16 protein-coding genes are annotated in these 21,194 nt (G+C 34.2%); 7 read left to right on the forward strand and 9 right to left on the reverse strand.

From position 1 onward, the window contains the following. The first annotated feature begins 30 nt into the window (after positions 1–30). Both LY01_RS08355 and LY01_RS08360 read left to right on the forward strand, forming a co-directional pair. A complete protein-coding gene (locus tag LY01_RS08355) occupies positions 31–768 on the forward strand; it encodes an MlaE family ABC transporter permease (RefSeq protein ID WP_104515605.1) in 738 nt (245 codons plus the stop codon). Beyond that, on the forward strand, positions 768–1,532 hold the full coding sequence (locus tag LY01_RS08360; RefSeq protein WP_104515392.1) for an ABC transporter ATP-binding protein: 765 nt from the start codon (positions 768–770) through the stop codon (positions 1,530–1,532). Before LY01_RS08355 ends, LY01_RS08360 begins: the two co-directional genes overlap by 1 nt. Before the next feature lie 279 nt (positions 1,533–1,811). Here the strand turns inward: LY01_RS08360 and LY01_RS08365 are convergent, their stop codons facing one another. From LY01_RS08365 to LY01_RS08380, 4 genes are all read right to left on the reverse strand, one after another. Continuing rightward, positions 1,812–4,952, reverse strand: coding sequence for a DUF3427 domain-containing protein (locus tag LY01_RS08365; protein ID WP_104515393.1), 3,141 nt, complete (start codon positions 4,950–4,952; stop codon positions 1,812–1,814). Positions 4,953–5,073: 121 nt separating this feature from the next. Beyond that, positions 5,074–6,519 (reverse strand): DUF389 domain-containing protein, encoded by a 1,446-nt coding sequence (locus tag LY01_RS08370; protein WP_104515394.1) that lies wholly within the window; start codon positions 6,517–6,519, stop codon positions 5,074–5,076. Continuing rightward, a complete protein-coding gene (locus LY01_RS08375; RefSeq protein WP_104515395.1) occupies positions 6,519–7,598 on the reverse strand; it encodes a mannose-1-phosphate guanylyltransferase in 1,080 nt (359 codons plus the stop codon). Before LY01_RS08375 ends, LY01_RS08370 begins: the two co-directional genes overlap by 1 nt. Further along, entirely contained in the window at positions 7,595–8,194 is a 600-nt protein-coding gene (locus tag LY01_RS08380; protein WP_104515396.1) for a SprT-like domain-containing protein, read from the reverse strand. The genes LY01_RS08375 and LY01_RS08380 overlap by 4 nt, the downstream gene beginning before the upstream one ends. A 188-nt stretch (positions 8,195–8,382) precedes the next feature. Between LY01_RS08380 and LY01_RS08385 the strand changes: the two genes are divergently transcribed. The 5 genes from LY01_RS08385 (at position 8,383) to miaA (ending at position 16,278) form a co-directional block, all read left to right on the forward strand. Beyond that, positions 8,383–9,072, forward strand: a complete 690-nt coding sequence (locus tag LY01_RS08385; RefSeq protein WP_104515397.1) for an LOG family protein — start codon at positions 8,383–8,385, stop codon at positions 9,070–9,072. Between the two features lie 127 nt (positions 9,073–9,199). Continuing rightward, positions 9,200–12,025 (forward strand): gluzincin family metallopeptidase, encoded by a 2,826-nt coding sequence (locus tag LY01_RS08390; RefSeq protein ID WP_104515398.1) that lies wholly within the window; start codon positions 9,200–9,202, stop codon positions 12,023–12,025. A gap of 55 nt (positions 12,026–12,080) precedes the next feature. After that, positions 12,081–14,495, forward strand: coding sequence for an alpha-ketoacid dehydrogenase subunit alpha/beta (locus tag LY01_RS08395; RefSeq protein ID WP_104515606.1), 2,415 nt, complete (start codon positions 12,081–12,083; stop codon positions 14,493–14,495). A gap of 3 nt (positions 14,496–14,498) precedes the next feature. Then, positions 14,499–15,362: an ion transporter gene (locus LY01_RS08400; protein WP_104515399.1), complete on the forward strand. Its 864-nt coding sequence runs from the start codon at positions 14,499–14,501 to the stop codon at positions 15,360–15,362. Then, positions 15,355–16,278: a tRNA (adenosine(37)-N6)-dimethylallyltransferase MiaA gene (gene miaA, locus LY01_RS08405; RefSeq protein WP_104515400.1), complete on the forward strand. Its 924-nt coding sequence runs from the start codon at positions 15,355–15,357 to the stop codon at positions 16,276–16,278. The genes LY01_RS08400 and miaA overlap by 8 nt, the downstream gene beginning before the upstream one ends. Here miaA and LY01_RS08410 read toward each other — a convergent pair. From LY01_RS08410 to LY01_RS08430, 5 genes are all read right to left on the reverse strand, one after another. Beyond that, positions 16,275–16,991 (reverse strand): response regulator transcription factor, encoded by a 717-nt coding sequence (locus tag LY01_RS08410; RefSeq protein WP_104515401.1) that lies wholly within the window; start codon positions 16,989–16,991, stop codon positions 16,275–16,277. The genes miaA and LY01_RS08410 overlap by 4 nt on opposite strands. Before the next feature lie 16 nt (positions 16,992–17,007). Continuing rightward, positions 17,008–18,531: a sensor histidine kinase gene (locus LY01_RS08415; protein ID WP_104515402.1), complete on the reverse strand. Its 1,524-nt coding sequence runs from the start codon at positions 18,529–18,531 to the stop codon at positions 17,008–17,010. A gap of 113 nt (positions 18,532–18,644) precedes the next feature. Next, the gene (gene coaE / locus LY01_RS08420) at positions 18,645–19,241 is read right to left on the reverse strand and encodes a dephospho-CoA kinase (protein ID WP_104515403.1); all 597 of its coding nucleotides are present in this window, start codon (positions 19,239–19,241) and stop codon (positions 18,645–18,647) included. After that, positions 19,242–20,168, reverse strand: a complete 927-nt coding sequence (locus tag LY01_RS08425) for a YbbR-like domain-containing protein (protein WP_104515404.1) — start codon at positions 20,166–20,168, stop codon at positions 19,242–19,244. It lies immediately after the preceding gene. A gap of 6 nt (positions 20,169–20,174) precedes the next feature. After that, positions 20,175–21,176 (reverse strand): glycosyltransferase, encoded by a 1,002-nt coding sequence (locus LY01_RS08430; RefSeq protein WP_104515607.1) that lies wholly within the window; start codon positions 21,174–21,176, stop codon positions 20,175–20,177. Positions 21,177–21,194 lie beyond the last annotated feature (18 nt).

Consider the following 21,194-nt stretch of genomic DNA (forward strand, 5'->3'; position numbering starts at 1 on the left):
GTAGGATTATTTTTATCTATTTTTACCACGATGAGATTTTTAAGACACATAGGACGTTATATGATCATGTTGTACGGCGTTTTTAAACGACCGACTAAAGCAATAGTTCTTAAGGAATTGATCCTTAAAGAAATAGACGACCTTATTATAGGTTCTCTAGGTATAACCGCATTTATATCTTTGTTTATGGGTGCCGTTGTAGCGCTACAGACGGCGCTTAATCTAGATAATCCATTGATTCCTAAATCATTGATAGGTTTTGCTACCAAGCAGTCTATAATTCTAGAATTTGCCCCTACATTTATATCGGTTATTATGGCTGGTAAAGTAGGTTCTTATGTTACCTCTAGTATAGGTTCTATGCGTGTTACTGAGCAAATAGATGCTCTAGAAGTAATGGGTATCAATCCTTTAAATTATTTGATTTTCCCTAAAATTATCGCCCTACTTTTCTACCCATTCTTGATTGCTATTATCATGTTCGTAGGAATAGCTGGTGGTTATCTAGCGGCTGTTTATGGTGGCCTTTCTAGTTCTGAAGATTTTATAGTAGGATTACAAGATAGTTTTATCCCTTGGCACGTTGCTTATGCTTTTATAAAAACAATGGTTTTTGGATTAATGCTTGCGACTATACCTAGTTACCATGGTTATTATATGGAAGGTGGAGCGCTAGAAGTAGGTAAAGCGAGTACGACCAGCTTTGTCTGGACTTGTGTCGCTATCATTATAGCAAATTATATTCTAACTCAATTACTTTTAAGCTAATGATACAGGTAAACGATTTGCGCAAGAGTTTTGGCGATGAAGAAATTCTAAAAGGAATTACTGCAACCTTTGAAAAAGGAAAAACCAACATGATTATAGGTGCCAGTGGATCTGGTAAATCTGTTTTTCTTAAAAATATGTTGGGTCTTTTTGTTCCAGATAGTGGTGAGATTATTTATGATGGAGAGCCTATTAATGAAATGCAAATAGAACGCAAGAGTAACTTGCGTAAAGAAATGGGAATGCTTTTCCAGCACAGTGCCTTATTCGACTCATTAACTGTAGAGGAAAACGTTATGTTCCCTTTACGTATGTTTACAAAAATGCGTTTAAAAGAACGACAAGAAAACGCAAACGAGATATTAGAACGTGTAAATCTAGTAGGTCTTAATAAAAAAATGCCTAGTGAGATATCTGGTGGACAGCAAAAACGTGTGGCACTAGCAAGAGCGGTAGTAAACAATCCAAGATTTTTATTTTGTGATGAGCCCAATTCTGGACTCGACCCTAAAACGGCAACGGTAATCGATAACCTAATTCAAGAAATCACACACGAGCGCGATATCACGACAGTAATCATATCGCACGATATGAACTCTGTAATGGAAATAGGTGAAACCATAGTCTTCTTAAAAGATGGTAAACTGGCCTGGAAAGGCACCAACCAAGAGATCTTTAAAACCGATAATGAAACCGTAACCGACTTTGTATATAGTTCTAACCTGTTTAAGAAGGTTCGTATTGCGCAGAATAAGGGGTTGTAATCAATATCTTTAAAAAGAGCTTTTCTATTTATTGCTTCAATCAAATTAGTTTTCTCATTAATTTCTGAAGAGTTAAACTCTTGATAGGATTCATCTACTTCTTGAATTAAAGAAAACTCATCAATTTTATTTTCATAAAGAATTCTCTTGCTACTCCTAACAATACCATTAGAGGTTGAAATATAAAAATCTTGAAAATCACCATATTCATTAACAGCAAGTTCTTTAATGTGTTCTAGACTCTTTACCAGTATTTTTTATAGAATTTAAAAATAAAAATTATCCTATCGAAAGCTTAGCAGCATCTTGCCATAGATAATGAGGCATTGGTTCCTCTAAAACCCAGTTAATACTCATAGGCTTTGAACCATAATGATCTTTTAATTTACCTTCACCAATAAAGACATAGCCTATACTTTTTCCAAATTCATTTTTTTGTTTCTCGCGTACAAAAAGTAAAATCTTTTTTGAGTTTTTTTCATGCTGAATATATGACATTCCTTTGCCTGTATTTGGTCCTGCTTCATTTTGTGTTTGCCAGTGAAACAATGATTCTGTAACTGCATAATCATCGTACATAGTGGTAGGCGAAAAATTCTCTTCTGACTTAACAAGGTTGATAAAAAGCACTTCTGTTTTTAATATTTTATTCTCTGCTGCTCCTTCTCTATTAGATGATTTTTTTTCAAATGTGCTTAAACCAAAAGCTACAAGTATTTGATCTCTAGTATAACGACCATGAAGTTGTAACGGTTGTTCATAAGGTAATTCTAACGGTTTTTCTCTAAAGTTAATTCTTTCGATAAGCAACTCTAAAACTTCTTGTATTTCTAGAACAAGCACAGTGTTTAAACCTATAGCTTGTATACTTTTTTCAATTGTGTCAAACCCTCCTGCTTGTTGCCATACATCGTAATGTAGCATCAAAAGCATTAATTTTTCTTTTTCATTAAATGTTGAAATTTCAATTTGAAAATTTTGCTTTGCAATTTTCAAAATGAAGCTAAAATAACTCAAAGAATTAGTGGATAACCATTTGTTTGAAATTGCAGAAACAATTACTTTCTCATTTACTGATTCAAAATCATCCATTTTACCTGCAATCTGACAAAGCCTTTTCCAACTACCTCTCTTATAAAGAGTTTCAACCGGAATATTATAAAATTGAGTGAAATTTCTAATATTTAATTGAAGGTTTGTTTCGTTTTGAAATTGCTGGATTTTTTTAATTATCCGTTTTTTATTAAAAGAAGTGGTTGAAGCTATATTACTTAAAATAGATTCTTTAGCTTTTTTCTCTAATATGATAGAACAACCTAATGGTAGATGAGGGAAATTATCTTCTAATTCTTTAATAACTGTTGTATTTGTCTTCCCTATTAAAGCTCTGAATTTACTTTCAAAATTGTACTCTGAATGTGCATTACCAACGAAGTCTAAAACTGTCAAACAATCTTTTTCTTCAAAAAGTCTCAAACCTCTACCTAATTGCTGTAAGAATACAGTTAAACTTTCTGTAGGTCTTAAAAACAATATGGTATCAATTTGAGGAATATCAATTCCTTCATTAAAAATATCAACGACAAATAAATAGTTAATCTCCTTTTTCTCTAACTTTTGACGGATAATTTCTCGATCGTTACTATTACTACTTGCTAAATAATCTGATTTTAAACCGGCAAGAGTAAACTTTTTAGACATATACTTCGCATGTTCTATAGAAACACAATACCCTAAAGCTCTAACTTCATTAATATCCTTTGTGTACTTTTCTAATGCATCTATAATTTCTCTAACTCTTCTATCGTTTTCTGTATAGATATCAGTTAATTCACTTACAATATATCTTCCTCGAGTCCAGCTTAAACCGGATAAATCAACGCTATCTGTTATACCAAAATATTGAAAAGGACAAAGCAACTTTCTATTCATTGCTTCTGGCAATCGAATTTCTGCAGCTATCTTATTGTCAAAATCCAATAAGATATCACCACCATCCATTCTTTCTGGCGTAGCTGTGAGACCTAAGAGAATCTTTGGCTTGAAATAATTGACTATTGAGCGATAAGACTTAGCCGTTTGGTGATGACATTCATCCATAATGATATAATCGTAGTAATCTGGAGATAAATTACTATATTCAAGCTGATTATGGACAGTTTGAACTGATGCAAATACAATTTGAAAATCATTAGGAATTTTACCATCAACCCATAATTCACCAATATTATTATTCCGTAAAACACCTTGGAAAGTTGAAAGTGATTTTTGTAAGATCTCTTTCCTATGAGCTAAAAAAAGTAATTTTGACGAATCATTCTTCTGCTTAAAACGCTTATAATCAAATGCAGAGATTACCGTTTTACCAGTCCCTGTTGCAGCAACAACCAGATTTCTATATCTATTATGAACAACTCTCTCAACATCTAATTTTTCTAAAACCTCCTTTTGATAAGGAAATGGATTGATGTCAAAAAAAACTGTATTATTTTCAAAAGGCTTACTAAACTTACTTTGTTTTAAAGCACCTATCAACTTTTCTTTGTGAATAGATTCATCAAATAACTCAAAATCATCACTTAACCAGTAAGTATCAAATGTCTTCTGAAATTTACTTATAATGTGAGACACTTCTTTAGTGGTAATTTTCAAATTCCATTCTAAACCATCAGTTAATGCAGATCTAGAAAAATTAGAAGAACCTATATAAGCAGTATGAAATCCTGTATTTCTATAAAACAAATATGCTTTTGCGTGTAATCGCTCATTCTTTGTATTATATGAAATCTTAACTTCGGTATTTGGTAATCGAGCCAGTAGTTGAATAGCTTTATAGTCCGTTGCACCTATATATGTAGTTGTAATTATATTGAGTTTCCCGCCACGTTCTGTAAACTCCCTTAATTCCTTTTCAAGAATTATTATTCCTTTAAACTTAATAAAAGATACCAATAAATTTATCTTGTTCGAAGAAAGAATCTCTTTTTTGAGCTCACTTTCCAATGACAAACCTCCATTTCCACCTGTGAACAACTCACTTTGAGTTAATCTAGTATAAGGTGTTATTTCTTTAAGATGTAAATCTAAATTTGAGAAATGCGCATCTGCTTTGGAAAAAACAGCTTTTAAAACTTCCCCTTCTATATTTACAATGTCATTATCAAAATTTTGACTTTGAAGTTCTTCTTTAAGTAGTCTAATTATTTTATTAGCAATTTCAATTTGAAGCTCTATTTTATTACTCCCTTTTATAACCTTAAATGCTTTTTTAAGTGTTTTCGAGATATGATTAGATAAAATAGATGAAGCTTCCTCCTTATCTATCGCAACTTTCTTTAAATAAAAATTCTGCTTATCAAGTTCATTTAGTTTTTGAGACACCAGTTGAGTAACTAATTCTTCATATATCCCTTGATTCATAATTTTTCTAGTTTTCTAAAACAAATGACTTAATTCATTAATAAAAATCATTTTTATTAATTGAAAAAGCTCTCTAGAATAAAGTTCTTGAGAGCTTTTTTTCACTACTATCAACTACCTACTACTTCGTTGTTTTTTCAATTACAGGAAAAGACTCGTTGACTTTTATTTTATTGGGCTTCATGCGGTAAGAAAGCCAGTTTGCCATGTTTTTTCTCATGGTCTGTGTATCGTTTCCAGTAAGTGTAGAGTCTTTATAACTTACCGTAAACACGTCTGTGGTGTCATAGGTTTGCGTTAATAGATCTTTCTTAATCTCATGTGCATGTGCTATACTAGATAACTGCGGATAGATCAATGCTGCCTCTTCACTTATCATCTCTATTTTTTGAGTTTTACTATTTAAAATATTCAACTCATTTTGTAAAGCGATAATGCGCTGGTCTTTATTTTGTAATTGCTTTATATCATTGATACGCTCTTCTTGCAATTTTTCAAAATTCTCATTTCCAGAATTTAATATCGTACGGCTACCTTGATAAATTTCTATCTTACTTTCTTCAAAACCGTCTATTTTGGCAAATCTTGCTTTCCAGTCATTGATTAACGATTCTGGCACTTCTTTACCTAAAAGAGTTACATCTAGTTGTTTCTTTTCTTGATCCCATTCTGGTGTTGCTCTAGTACCTTCATAAATCATGTTTTCTTGAACAAATTTCTTTGAATCGATTATGAATTTTTGCTTTTCATACAATTGTATAAAAAACCAAATAGAAGGAGCCAAAACTATAAAACCTACTAGTGCAGCTATACGAGACGTACGTTTTCTTTTTGCCTCATTTGCATATTTCACCATAGGAAACTGCAATAATTTACAGACTAAATAAGTAGTAAGTGCTATAAACACAGCGTTGATACAAAATAAGTACATCGCCCCACCAAAGAATCCCCATTCTCCATTTGCTATACCAAAACCTGCCGTACACAGCGGCGGCATTAAGGCTGTAGCAATAGCTACACCTGCAATGGCATTAGAAATAGTTCCTTTTTTAGCTTTGGCAACTATAAGCGCTAGACCACCAAATATAGCGACCAATACATCTAGAATGTTAGGCGCAGTTCTCGCGAGTATCTCACTTTCTGCCTCTTTAATAGGAGAGATAAAAAAGTACAAGGTCGCTGTAAGAAGAGACAGTACTACCATTACACCTAGGTTTGTTAGAGAACGACGCAACATTTTACTGTCATTAATAGCCGTACCTAATCCCATACCCACTATAGGACCCATAAGTGGAGAGATAAGCATGGCACCTATCACTACCGCAGTAGAATTTGCATTAAGACCTATAGATGCCACCATGATAGAAAATATCAAAATCCAGGCATTGTGTCCTTGAAAAGAGATATCCTTTCTTACAGAGTCTATGGTTTCATGACGGTCAGAGTCCTCACGTATATCTAGAAGATTGTGTAAAAACTCCATAATATTCTCCCAGATTCCAGATATTTTTTGCTGATTATCCTCGAGAACATTCTCCTCTACTTTATTAATATTCTGTTCTTCCATTAACCTATATTCTTACCATATTTTTCCATGGCTTTATTGCGTATTTCTTTGATCTCCTGCTCTGCAGTCATAGGAATAATCATCAATACATCGTCTTGATCTACTACTATATAATTTTCTAGTCCTTGAACGATTACCTTTTTACCAGCTGCCGTTCTTATCATATTTTTACTAGAATCTATCTCTGTTACAGACGCATTTACTACAGCGCTGTCCTTTTCATTTTTATCTAGCTTTTCATAAAGCGAGCCCCATGTCCCTAGATCATTCCATGAGAATCGTGCAGGTAATACATAGACATCTTCACTTTTTTCCATGATCGCAAAATCGACAGAAATGTTATCGGCTTTTGGATAATTTTCTTCCAGCCATTCCGTTTCCTCATTAGTATTAAAAACAGATAATCCATTTTTAAACAAAGAGGTTAATTGTGGTTGCGCTTTCGCGAAAGCGGAAACAACACTATCTACATTCCAGATAAAAATCCCTGCATTCCATAAAAAATTACCTGCAGCGATAAATTCTTGGGCGGTTTTAAGATCAGGTTTTTCTCTAAATTGAGATACCTTTTTCACCTCACTTGCCTCCTTATTAAATTCAATATATCCATAACCAGTATTAGGAAATGTAGGCTGAATACCTAAGGTCATTAACGCATCTGGATGTTCTTTACAGAAATCAAATGCCGTATTAAGGTCTTCGTTAAAAATATCTTCTTCGGCAATGTAATGATCGCTAGGTGCGACTATCATACTCGCCTGCGGATTCATTTTCTGAATCTTTAAAGCAGCCAGTAAAATACATGGAGCGGTATTGCGCATAGCAGGCTCTGCAACTATGTTGTCAAAGTTCATGTCGGGCAATTGCTCTTTTACAAGATCTACATAGGCCTCGTTTGTTAATACTAATATGTGTTGTGCTCGGATTTGATGCTTTAATCGATCAAAGGTCATCTGTAAGAGTGACTTACCCATTCCTAACATATCGTGAAATTGTTTAGGAAAAGATTGTTTACTTACTGGCCAGAATCGAGAACCAACACCGCCAGCCATAATTACTGCGTAGTTGTTGTTATTCATAATGTCTTTAATACTTCTACTTGCGCGTTAGGTTGGAAAAGATACACTTTTCCACTGCTTATTTCTACACAACGGTAGCGTTTACGCAATTTACTTCCTTTTTGGAATTTTCTACCGCTAGGTCCTAAAAAGATAGTCCCTTCTTGTATTTCAAAGATATAGCTTTTATCACTTTGTGGGTCGTATGATTTTAGGGCGACACTCATCATTGCATCTGTATCGCTACTCGCTTTAGGATTTTTAAAATGTCGCGCTAGTACAGGCAGTAAATCTTTGGGAAAAATGTCTGGCCTTAAAAAGGGCAACATGAGTTTTTGAAAGGTATGTTTCCACTCTACTCCATGGGGTTTTATCTGTCTACCATATTTTTGAAACGCCACTAGGTGTGCTATTTCATGTACGAGAGTAATTAAAAACCGGTACTTATTAAGATTTGCATTTATAGTTATCGCATGAGAACCGTCAGGGTTTTTGCGATAATCTCCATGTCTGGTCTTGCGCTCATTCACAATTTTAAGATGCACCTCATTTTGCTCCAGTAATGCAGTTAATGGGGCTGCGGCAAGCTTAGGAAGATACTTTTCTAAAACTGACATTTTAAAAGATACTATTCTTGAACTGCGATATTAAAAATAATTAGAAGGAAATCATCGTTTTTACACCATTAATAATTGCTAAAATTTACAGTAAACTGATTATTTATAAAAGCATAGTCGTTATGTTTGTAAGTCTGTCTACGAAGTTATAGATTTAGAAAATTACATTAAATATTTAAAGTACAACAATGAGAAAAGAAACAAGAGAAAAAGGTTGGAATGATTTAAAGACTAACGATAGCTGGGCAACCTTTAAAATATTATCTGAATTTGTAATGGGATTTGAACGCATGAGTCGTATCGGGCCATGTGTATCTATTTTCGGTAGTGCTAGATTAAAACCAGATAATGAATACTATCAACTAGCGACAGAGATAGCTGGTAAAATAGTAGATAATGGTTATGGAGTTATTACAGGTGGTGGACCTGGTATTATGGAGGCTGGTAATAAAGGTGCTCACCTAGCTGGTGGTACATCTGTAGGTCTTAATATCGCATTGCCATTTGAGCAACATGATAACCCTTATATTGATCATGACAAGAGTCTTGATTTTGATTATTTCTTTGCTCGTAAAGTAATGTTTGTAAAATACTCTCAAGGTTTTGTTGTGATGCCAGGTGGTTTTGGTACGCTAGATGAGTTGTTTGAAGCAATTACATTAATTCAAACTAATAAAATAGGTAAATTCCCTATCATACTGGTAGGTACAGATTTCTGGAGTGGTTTACTAGACTGGATCAAATCTACTCTTGATAAAAAGTTCTTTACCATATCGCCACAAGATATTGATTTACTACATGTAGTAGATACTAGTGACGAGGCTATCGAAATTATCAATGAGTTCTATTCTAAATACAGCTTGAGTCCTAATTTCTAGGGTTATTGCAATTTAAAGTTCAAGTCTTTGTTATATAAACAGGAAACTCCTGTGATATTTTATAACTAGACTTGAACTTCATTTTAAATTATTTTTTATTCTACCAAAAGCAAATCTTATACAGATTATGACTAAAAAGCTAGTTCTTATTTTGCTTTTGTTTACTTGTGTCCTACACGCACAGCACAAAACAAATATTATCGCACATCTTGATAGCGATAAAGACTTGCTGTCCATAAATCAAGATCTAGAGATTCATAACGATAGCGATGTAGCCTGGGATTATATGATACTCCTAGACTGGGCAAATGCATTTTCTTCTACACAAACACCGCTTGCAACACGCTTTGCCGAAGATTTTAAAAACAAATTTCAGTTTGCAAATGATGAAGAGCGTGGTAGAACAACTATTACCACAGACTCTAATTTTGATCAACACTATCGCATCGAGCGACTAGAAGGTCAACAAGATATTATAAAACTTTATTTTAACGAGCCATTGCTACCAGGCGCTACTCGTAACATAGATTTAAATTATATCGTTAAAATCCCTGAAGACGATTTTACCGGATATGGAAAAAACTCTAAAGGAGAATACTCTCTAAAACACTGGTACCTGCACCCTGCACCGTTTAAAAATGGAGCTTGGGATTATTACTCTCATAAAGATCTAGATGATTTCTATGGCGCACCCATGGATTTTTCGATCTCTCTACACATACCTGCAACACATCGAGCGATAAGTAATATTACCACTGTACAAGAGGCGTTACCAGACACGCGTCATAGTTATTTATTTACGGCAAACCATAATCGTGGTGTTATTCTTCATGTGCTCAACGACATCGATATTTTTAAAACCTACAGTGTACCAGGCATCAACATCATCACAGACATAGATGACAGCGATGTGCCTCTAGAAATGAAAGTGATTTTTAACGATAGAATCGCTAGCTTTCTTCAGACTAGACTAGGTGCTTATCCAGAAAAAGATGTCTTTGTATCCGACCGTTATTATCGAGAGAATCCAGTTTATGGATTGAGTTCGCTACCTAGTTTTATAAATCCCTTTCCTGCTGGATTTACTTATGAAATTAAAATGCTCAAAACACTAACTCGCAAATGGGTAGACACTGGCATACATGTAAACCCAAGAGACGAAGCCTGGATACAACAATCTATCATGGTGTATTTAATGATGCAATACCAGCAACTTTATTATCCAGATCTTAAAATAAGTGGTAAACTTAGTAATGTATGGGGTTTAAGAGGTTTTAATGTCACGCAACTCAAATTCAGCGAGAGTTATCCACTACTCTATCTTAACAGTGCAAGACGTAATCTGGATGAGGCTGTTAATACTCCTGCAGACCAGCTGGTAAAGTACAACCAGCAATTAGGAATACCTTTTAAAGCTGCCATAGGACTAAATTTCTTAAACGATTACCTAGAAGATAGCAGTCTAGAACAATCTATAAGAGATTATTACACCGCAAATCATAACGCTTACACAGACGTTTCTGATCTTAGAAAAATAGTGCAACAAGACGCTTCTAAAGATGTCAACTGGTTTTTTGACGACTATATCACGACCCATAAACAACTGGACTGGACCATAAGAAACGTTCATAAAACCAAAGATTCCGTTTCATTCAGAATCAAGAATAAATCGCAACTTAACATTCCTGTTCCTGTCTATTTACTAGATAACGACAGCATTATAGATAAGAGATGGATAGAAGGTGTGAGAGGTGATAGTGTGATCTCGCTTTCGCGAAAGCGTGCCAACAGAATAGCCATAAACTATGAAAAGCTCATAACCGAGTTTAATCAACGAGATAATTACAAGACATTAAAGGGCTTCCCTTCATTGAACCGCCCGTTAGAATTCCGTTTATTTAAAGATGTGGAAGATCCAGAACGTTCTCAAATATTTTTAATGCCAGATATAGAGTTTAATATCTATGACGGTCTTACTCTAGGAACACGATTTTACAATGGAAACTTATTACCGAAACCATTGCGCTACAGCATAAAACCAGGGTACGGAACAAACTCTAATAAGATTGTGGGGTCTGTTAGTTTGAGCTATTCACATCCTGTTCAAAATCGAGAAGAAAGACTGTATCAAGTGAGGTATGGAGTGAGTGCAAATACATTTTCTTATGCTGATGATTTATTGTACAGACGTGCGAGCGGTTTTTTACAATTTAGTTACCGTCCAAAAGATTTACGTAGTAATAAAAGACAATCCTTAAGCTTTAGAAATATTTATGTAGATCGTGATCGAGACCCATCGAGTCCAGTAGACGAACCAGATTATAACGTATTCAGCATGAATTTTTCTCATTCTGATAATAATTTGAAACGTGTATTTAATTATAACATAGGGACCGAGGTCTCTAGTAAATTTACTAAAGCTACTTACAGAATGCGATGGCGCAAATTGTTTAAAAATAACAGACAGCTAGATTTTAGAGTTTTTGCTGGTGCTTTTCTATCCAACAATTCGCAATCTAACGGCGATTTTTTCTCCTTTGCACTAGATAGACCTACAGATTATTTATTTGATTACAACTACTACGGTAGATCTGAAGATAGCGGTTTGTTCTCTCAACAATTAATCGTGGCCGAAGGTGGTTTTAAATCTCAATTAGAACCAGCATTTGCAAATCAATGGATTACCACCGTAAATGGATCGTACAGTTTATGGAATTACATTCATGCTTATGGAGATGTAGGTTTTGTAAAAAATAGAGATCGTGATGCAAAATTTGTCTACGATTCTGGAATACGTTTAAATTTATTGCAAGATTATTTTGAGCTATATTTCCCTGTTTACAGTAATAATGGCTGGGAAATGGGACAAGATAATTACGACCAAAAAATACGTTTTATAGTCACTCTAGACATTAACACTTTTGTAAAACTTTTTACCAGAAGGTGGTATTAGCTTTGTATTGTAACTCGCAGGTTAAAATTGTACCTTTGCGGTAATGGAAAAAACGATGCAAAACTCAGTTAACGGACAACAACAACTAGCTAGAGAAGACTTTAAAGAAGAACTACTTAGTGATTATAAAGTAGCGGTAACTAGTAGAGAATGTAGTCTCTTAGGTCGCCGAGAAGTTCTTACAGGTAAGGCTAAGTTTGGAATATTTGGTGATGGTAAGGAATTACCACAGCTAGCATGGGCAAGATCTTTTGAAAATGGAGATTTTAGAAGTGGTTATTATCGTGATCAAACATTTATGATGGCGATAGGAGAACTTACTATCGAGCAATTTTTTGCAGGCCTTTATGCAAATACCGATATTAATGATGAGCCTATGAGTGCCGGCCGTCAGATGGGTGGCCATTTTGCAACGCACAGTTTAAATGAAGATGGAAGCTGGAAAAGACTGATAGACCAGAAAAATTCTAGTGCAGACATCTCTCCTACAGCTGGACAAATGCCTAGATTATTAGGTCTAGCACAAGCATCTAAAGTTTATAGAAATAATGACCTTATTGCTGCAGACAACGGTTTTTCTAATAAAGGAAACGAGGTTGCTTGGGGTACAATAGGAAATGCAAGTACGAGTGAAGGCCATTTCTGGGAGACTTTTAATGCTGCAGGAGTTCTTCAAGTACCTATGGTAATAAGTGTATGGGATGACGATTACGGAATCTCTGTACATGCAAAACACCAGACAACTAAAGAGAGTATAAGTAAAATACAAGCTGGTTTTCAAAGAGATGAAAAACATGATGGTTTTGAAATCATGGTGGTCAAAGGTTGGGATTATGTCGCTCTAGTAGAGACTTATGAAAAAGCTAGCAAAATTTCAAGAGAACAACACGTACCTGTGTTAATACACGTGGACGAACTTACACAGCCACAAGGTCACAGTACAAGTGGATCTCATGAGCGTTATAAAGATGAAGACCGTCTTAAATGGGAACGTGAGTATGACTGTAACGTTCAATTTAGAAAATGGTTGATCGATAATGATTTTGCGACAGAAGAAGAACTTTCTGAACTAGAAAAATCCATTAAAAAACAAGTAAGAGAAGGTAAGAAAGCTGCATGGAATGCTTACTTAAACCCTATTACTAGCGAGCGTGATGAGGCTGTAACCCTTATTAATGCTGTAGCAGATATTTCTTCAAATGGTGTTTTTATTACACCACTAGCTGAAAAGCTTAAAGGAGAAAAAGAACCATACCGCAAGGATACATTTGAAGCGGTAAGAAAAACGTTAAGGTATACTCTTCAAGAAAAACATGATGCTATAACAGCATTGAACAACTGGCTTACAGAAAATAAGGAAAGAGTACAAGAAAAATACAGCAGCAATTTATATAGTGAGTCTGTAGAAAGTGCTGTTCAAGTAGAAGCTGTCGCCCCTATTTATGATGAGACTAGTGAAGATGTAGATGCACGACTTATCATGCGTGATAACTTTGACGCTTTATTTGCAACGCATCCAGAAATCATGGTTTTCGGTGAAGATGCAGGTCGCATAGGTGATGTGAACCAAGGTCTAGAAGGAATGCAAGAAAAGTATGGCGAGTTAAGAGTTGCTGATACTGGAATAAGAGAAGCAACTATACTAGGTCAAGGTATAGGACTAGCTATGCGTGGACTAAGACCTATCGCAGAGATTCAGTACCTAGATTACCTACTTTACTGTTTACAATTAATGAGTGATGACCTAGCTACCGTACAATATCGTACAGCAGGTAAACAAAAATCTCCAGTAATTATAAGAACTAGAGGTCATAGACTAGAAGGTATATGGCATAGTGGTTCTCAAATGGGTGGTATTATTAATCTAGTGCGTGGTATACATGTTCTCGTACCTAGAAACATGACCCAAGCGGCAGGTTTTTATAATACACTTATGGCAAGCGATGAGCCTGCACTAGTTGTAGAATGTCTTAACGGTTACCGATTAAAAGAAAAATTACCGGTTAATCTTGGAGAATTTAGAACACCTATAGGTAAAGTAGAAACATTAAGAGAAGGAAAAGACATTACTCTAGTATCCTACGGTTCTACTTTGAGAATAGTAGATGAAGCTGCAACAGAATTAGAAAGAGCTGGTATAGATGTAGAGATTATCGATGCGCAATCACTTTTACCGTTTGATTTAAATCATGAAATTCTAGAAAGTGTAAAGAAAACTAATAGATTATTAGTTATCGATGAAGATGTACCTGGCGGAGCTAGTTCTTACATATTACAACAAATAGTAGATGTACAAAATGCATGGCCATACCTAGATAGCAAGCCACAATGTATTGCTGCAAAACCACACAGACCAGCTTATGGTACTGATGGAGATTACTTCTCAAAACCTAGTGTAGACGATGTTTTTGACAAAGTTTATGACATCATGAATGAAGTAAACCCTACTAAATTCCCTAAGCATAGTTAATCTATGGCGATAAACGATAGACATATTTCTAGTAAATGGCGTCGTAAGATTCATGAAGTCATTTATGAAGCAGACACGCCTGCCGGTAAGTTTTTTGACATCATACTACTCGTAGTCATTATAATTAGCCTTATACTGGTTATGGTGGAAAGTGTCCCTGCCTACGGAACAAAATATGCTGATGAATTTATCATTGCTGAGTGGATTATTACCATATTCTTTACTATAGAATATATATTAAGGGTTATTTCTATAAATAAACCGACTAAGTATATTTTTAGTTTTTATGGTATGATAGATTTACTATCCACCATACCGCTATATTTAACCTTTTTCTTCGGTGGACTTAACGCTTTACTAGCCGTAAGATCTTTAAGGCTACTTAGAGTATTTAGAATATTAAAAGTTACTAGATATATAGGTGAAGCCGACAAGCTGAGTAAAGCCATACGATCTAGCGGTCCTAAAATTGCCGTTTTTCTTTTTGCTGTGCTTGTGGTTTCCATCATTATGGGGACACTCATGTATCTAGTAGAAGGTCCAGAAAGTGGCTTTGTGAGTATCCCTGTATCCATCTACTGGTGCATAGTTACGTTAACGACGGTAGGTTTTGGTGATATAGCACCTGTTACACCTTTAGGCCAGTTTCTTGCCACTCTAATTATGATTATGGGTTATGGAATTATAGCTGTCCCTACAGGAATAGTAAGTGCCGAATATTCTCAAAGTAATAAGGAAAATAACGCACCACAAAATGATCCAGAATACCGACATGTAAACACTCAAAATTGTCAGAATTGTCACTCTCAAAAACATCAAGACGGTGCTGCCTTCTGTCATCAATGTGGATATTCTTTAGATGAATAACAAGACCCTTTTATGTATAGTAGGCCCTACTGGTATAGGTAAGACTGCTTTAAGTATCGCTTTCGCGAAAGCGTACAACACATCCATCATCTCGTCCGACTCTAGACAATTTTACAAAGAGATGACTATAGGAACTGCTGTACCAGAACCAGAAGAACTAGCAGCTGCAACGCACTACTTTATACAAGACAGAAGCATTCTTGTAGATTACTCTGTAGGAGATTTTGAAAGAGATGTTGTAGATATATTACCGACTCTTTTTGAGAAAAATGATGTCGTTATTATGGTAGGTGGAAGTGCTCTTTATGAAAAAGCAGTTACTCATGGATTGGATCAATTTCCTGATGTTTCCATAGAGATTCAAGATTCCTTGAGAGAAGAATTTGAAAATAAAGGAATAGCTTGGTTACAAAACAAATTGCAACAAATTGATCCAGAATATTACAACACGGTAGATATTCACAATGCTCATAGATTGTTAAGAGCTGTAGGAATTTATCGTGCTAGTGGTGAAAAAATGAGTGATTTAAGATCTGGAACTGCTCAACAACGAGATTTTAAGGTTGTTAAAATAGGTTTAGAGGCCAGTCGGGAAGATCTTTATGATCGCATAAATCGTCGAGTAGACATTATGTTAGAAAAAGGACTTGAAGAAGAAGCTCGTAAACTTCTAACCCACCAAGAACTTAATGCTTTACAAACTGTAGGTTATAAAGAATTTTTTGGATTCTTTAATAACGAGTATAGTTATGACGAAGCGGTGCGATTAATAAAGCGCAATACTCGTAGGTTTGCAAAACGCCAGTTAACCTGGTATCGCAAAGACACCTCTGTAAAATGGTTTCACTATGAAACTCGCCATACAGATATTGTACAGCGAGTTAGTGATTTACTTATGGGGGATAATCTTAATTAATAATCTACTTGATCTTTAACTAATAAACGGAAACCTTCTCCGTGAATGTTAACGATCTCTACATTATCATCTTCTTTAAGATACTTACGTAATTTTGCGATATACACATCCATAGATCTAGATGTGAAGTAGTTATCATCTCTCCATATTTTAGTTAATGCTAGTTCTCTAGGCATTAAATCATTAAGGTGAAGAGCAAGTAAACGTAGTAATTCATTCTCTTTAGGAGATAATTTTACTGGTTCCTTTTCACCTACAGATAAGAATCTCAATTTAGAATTCAAATGAAAACTACCTATTTGAAATTCAAATTCTTTTGAATCTGCAAGGCTATCCTGACCTTTACGTTGCATGATAGCTCTTATTTTCATAAGTAGCACCTCACTGTCAAATGGTTTATTTAGGTAATCATCTGCACCTACTTTATAACCTCTTAACACATCTTCTTTCATCGCTTTTGCAGTTAAGAAAATGATAGGCACTTCTTCATTTTTTTCTCTAATCTCCTTTGCAAGTGTAAATCCGTCTTTATAAGGCATCATTACATCAAGAATACAAAGGTCATAATTGTCTTTTTTGAATTTCTCAAATCCTTCCATACCGTTTTTAGCATGTGTTACATCAAAGTCATTCATTAAAAGGTAATCCTTTAATACAGTTCCAAAATTTGGATCATCTTCTACAAGAAGTATTTTTTTGTTCTCAGTTTCCATAAGTAATTAATTTAAATTATGTTATTATCGGCAAGTGAATACTAAATGTACTACCCTTACCTTTTGTGCTTTCTACATGGATTTCTCCATTGCAGTCGTCTAGAATTCTTTTTGAATAAGCTAGACCTAGACCATGCCCTTTTACATTGTGAATGTCTCCAGTATGTTCTCTAAAGAACTTTTGAAACACTTTACGCTGTGCTTGCTTACTCATTCCTATACCTTGATCTCTAACTTTGATCACAAGTTTATCTTTTACATTTTCAGTGAACACATCTATAACTGGGCTGCCTTCTGTATATTTTATAGCATTCTCTAAAACGTTTACTATCACATTAGTAATATGACTCTGATTAACTAGGACCTCTGTTCTCAAAGCTCCAAAATGAGTTTTTACCACTCCACCTCTTTCTTCTAGTATCAATTGAATATGAGAGATACTATCTATCATGATATCATCCATATCATGACGTTCTTTTTCTATATTTAAATCGTCTTTCTCAAGTTTAGAAATACGCAATACATTCTCTACCTGACTGTGCATACGTTTATTTTCTTCACGTATCATTCTATGGTAGTTTGCCACTTTTTCTGGATCTGATGATATTTTAGGATGCTTTAAAGAATCTAAAGCTAAGTTTATAGTAGCTATAGGTGTCTTAAACTCATGCGTCATGTTATTTATAAAGTCTGTTTTTATTTGAGAGATTTGTCTTTGCTTAAAAATTTGCTTTATAGCATTAGAATAAGCTACGACAATTACAGTAGTAAATATAAGGGATAACAAAGCCATTCCTGTTATGGAAGAAAGAATGTAAATCTTTCTATCAGGCATACTTATGTACAACTCATAAGGCTCTGTGTCTAAATTACCGTTCTTGTAAATAGAATAAGCCCATGTACCACTAGGTATAAAATCAAAGTCATCTGATTGTATACGTGTAGCAAATCCATCTTGATAGATAGCAAACTCAAATTCAGTCTCTATAGATCGATTAACTAACTCTTCCTTAATTATAGCCTGTAACTCTTCTTTACCTATGCGTTGAGAAATAGGCAGTAAACTGTTATAATTACTTATAATCTCAGCATCTAGTTCTTTTTTGTATTTATCTAATTGAGATAACTCTTTGAAGGTTTTCCTTTTCTTTACAGAATCAGAACCTTTGACTAAAGAACTCTTTTTATTAAGTAACTTATTAAATGTAAGGCTATCTAAGTCTAGATCTAATAATTGAGGATTCAGTTTATAGTTTTCATTAATTAAACTATTACTATAGGCTGACGTTTCATCAAGATTTTGATTACGTTGTATAAGCATTAACTCACTTATAGTTCTAGAATCTGGTTGTACTCCCAGACTATCTCTAATATGATCTAGAACATTGTAAACTTTTTCTACCTCGCGATTATCTAATTCTGAAGATACAGATACTAGCGTCTGACTAACCGCAAATGAAAATTGATCTTCCTTATCATTAACACTATTGATGATCCAGTATATCTGGACCACAACAATACCTGCTAGGGATAAGCTCATCAAAGCTATTAAAGAATATAAAACTCGTTTCTGCACAGTGCAAATTTAACATATAGCTAAAGTGTTAAAAACTCTTTAACCATATATTAACTTTGTGAAATTAATAATAGTCTCTAATTTTTTAACAAAACATCGTGAATACTTCTCACAAAACCGCCTAATTCTTGAAGATCTTCATTTATGATAACAAAATCACTCAACATTATTCTTTGAGAATCAGACCATTGTTTACTCATTCTCAATCTTACCTCTTCTTCTGTAACTTTGTCGCGGGCCATAACCCTTCTATATCTTTCTTTTAAAGATGTAGTTACTAAAATAATTTGGTCACAAATTTCATTTCCTTTAGTCTCAAATAAAATTGCTGCTTCATAAATTACATAAGGCGCATTTTGTTCTTTTATCCAGTTATCAAAATACTGTCTCACAGCAGGATGAAGAATCTTATTCAAAGAACTCAATAATTCTTGATCACTAAATACCTTTGAGGCTATAAACTTTTTATTAGGCACTAATTTGCCCGCATTATCCCCTATATAAGATTGCTCACCTAATAAAGTTTTAACAGCATCTATTACAGTTTCATCAGTAGCTAATAGCTTCTTAGAGATATTATCTGCAATAAAAAGAGGAATGTTTAGTTTTTCAAATTCCTTTGCCACTGTAGTCTTACCACTACCTATACCTCCTGTTAACCCTATTATTTTCATTTACTTAATAGTTAGAACTTGAATTTGTTTAGGCAATATACGAGAAGAAACCATATTAGAATTAATTAATCTTACTTCTGGTATTATTGCCGTATTGAGATCATTAACCTTATTATAATCAACTATAACCCTAACATCACTATTATCTATTTTATCAAACTGAGCTATTGGTGTAGAATAAACGACAGTCACTTTTTCTGGTATAAGCTTCACCTCTACATTACTAGGCGCATTAACTAATTGCACATAAGATTCTATACTGCCCTCTGTCATTTGAGTGGCGGCAATAGTAAGAGAAATATTAGGATTCTCAAATCTCAAGTCTGGATATTTTTCATTAAGATTTATATTAATAGAAGTTATAGAATCACTTACAATTATTGGTTTACCAGTAACCCTTATCTCTTTAAGTTCAGCTACGGCAGTATCATTTCCTGTTACTGTCACACTGTCCAGTGTAAAAGCAGGTTCTTTCAAAGGAACAAAATTTGAACTATACTCAATTTTAAATTCATTAACGAGAGGTACCCTTTTAGAGTCAAATCGTTTAACATCAATAGAAACCTCTTGATCTTCTACATTAAGAATCTCATAAGAAATCTCCTTAGAGCGTTTCATGTTTTTTAGACTCTTAGATGGATTAAAAAACAATGAATCATTTCTACTGTATGTATTTTTCTTAAAGTCTAGATTTAACTTATTACCAAAAGTTTTTTCCCATATAAGAGTAAAACCACTTGCACTTATCTCAACAGGAATTTTTAATTGGTTTACGGTAGAATTAACAACAACGTCTTCTGGTACATTAATAAAGTTAACATTAAACTCAATTTCTTCCTTATAAACATCTTTATACTTTGAGATAAACCACAAACTAGCCACTACAATTACAACTAATGGAAAACCGACATATTTTTTATACCTCATTCTAATCTATTTAAAAAAAAGTTTTGGGAATGCTTTTTTCTCATCTTGACCTAAAAGTTTAATTTTTAACCAAGAATGTAAAAAACCTGTTCCATAACCCAATAACTGAATCATAGCTGCTACAGTAGCACCTAGACCTACTTTTAATCCATTTTTGATACCTGCATGTATAAAAATAGCGAGTACATATATGAGGTACAACAATATAGGGAACCCATATCCTAATGTACTTAAAATTAAAGAAACTATAAAAAAGAGGCTAAATAAGGTAGGGAACCAATAAGTTATTTTTCTAGTCTCTGGATGCCATTTATTTAATATCACCCTGACTTTACCAAATTTATTGACTTGCTTGTAAAACAATTTCCATGAGATGCGTCTTTCATGATAGACATAAGCATCTTTAATCAATACAGTTTTAAAACCCTTATTCCATAATCTAATACTTAAATCTGGGTCTTCACCTGGGTGGATTTTACCAAAACCTCCAGTAGCAATAAATGCCTTTTTACTTATTCCCATGTTAAAGCTGCGAGGCTGGAATTTACCTAACTGCTCACCTCCACCTCTTATACCTCCAGTAGTAAGAAAAGAGGTCATTGAATAATTAATAGATTTTTGTAAATCAGTAAATGTAGCATGTGCAGCATCAGGACCGCCAAAACAGTCTACATAATTTTGCCTTAAATACCGATCAACATTTTGTAAATAATCTTCTGGAAGTATGCAATCACTATCTAGAACTAAAAAATAATTGCCTATTGCATGATGCATACCATAATTTCTAGAATCACCTGGGCCAGAATTAGGTTTAAATATATAGTTAATGTTTACGCTTTCGCGAAAGCGAGAACAAACAGACTCACTACTTAAAGTAGAGCCATCTTCTACAATAACAACCTCAAATTCATTGTCAAAATTTAAAACAGAAATACTATCGAGAAGTTTTTCAATCTCGTCAGGCCTGTTAAAAACAGGAATTATAATAGAGTAATTAATCACATTCACAATGTCAAAAATAGTCAA

This window comes from Nonlabens xylanidelens (assembly GCF_002934445.1).
Lineage (GTDB): Bacteria > Bacteroidota > Bacteroidia > Flavobacteriales > Flavobacteriaceae > Nonlabens > Nonlabens xylanidelens.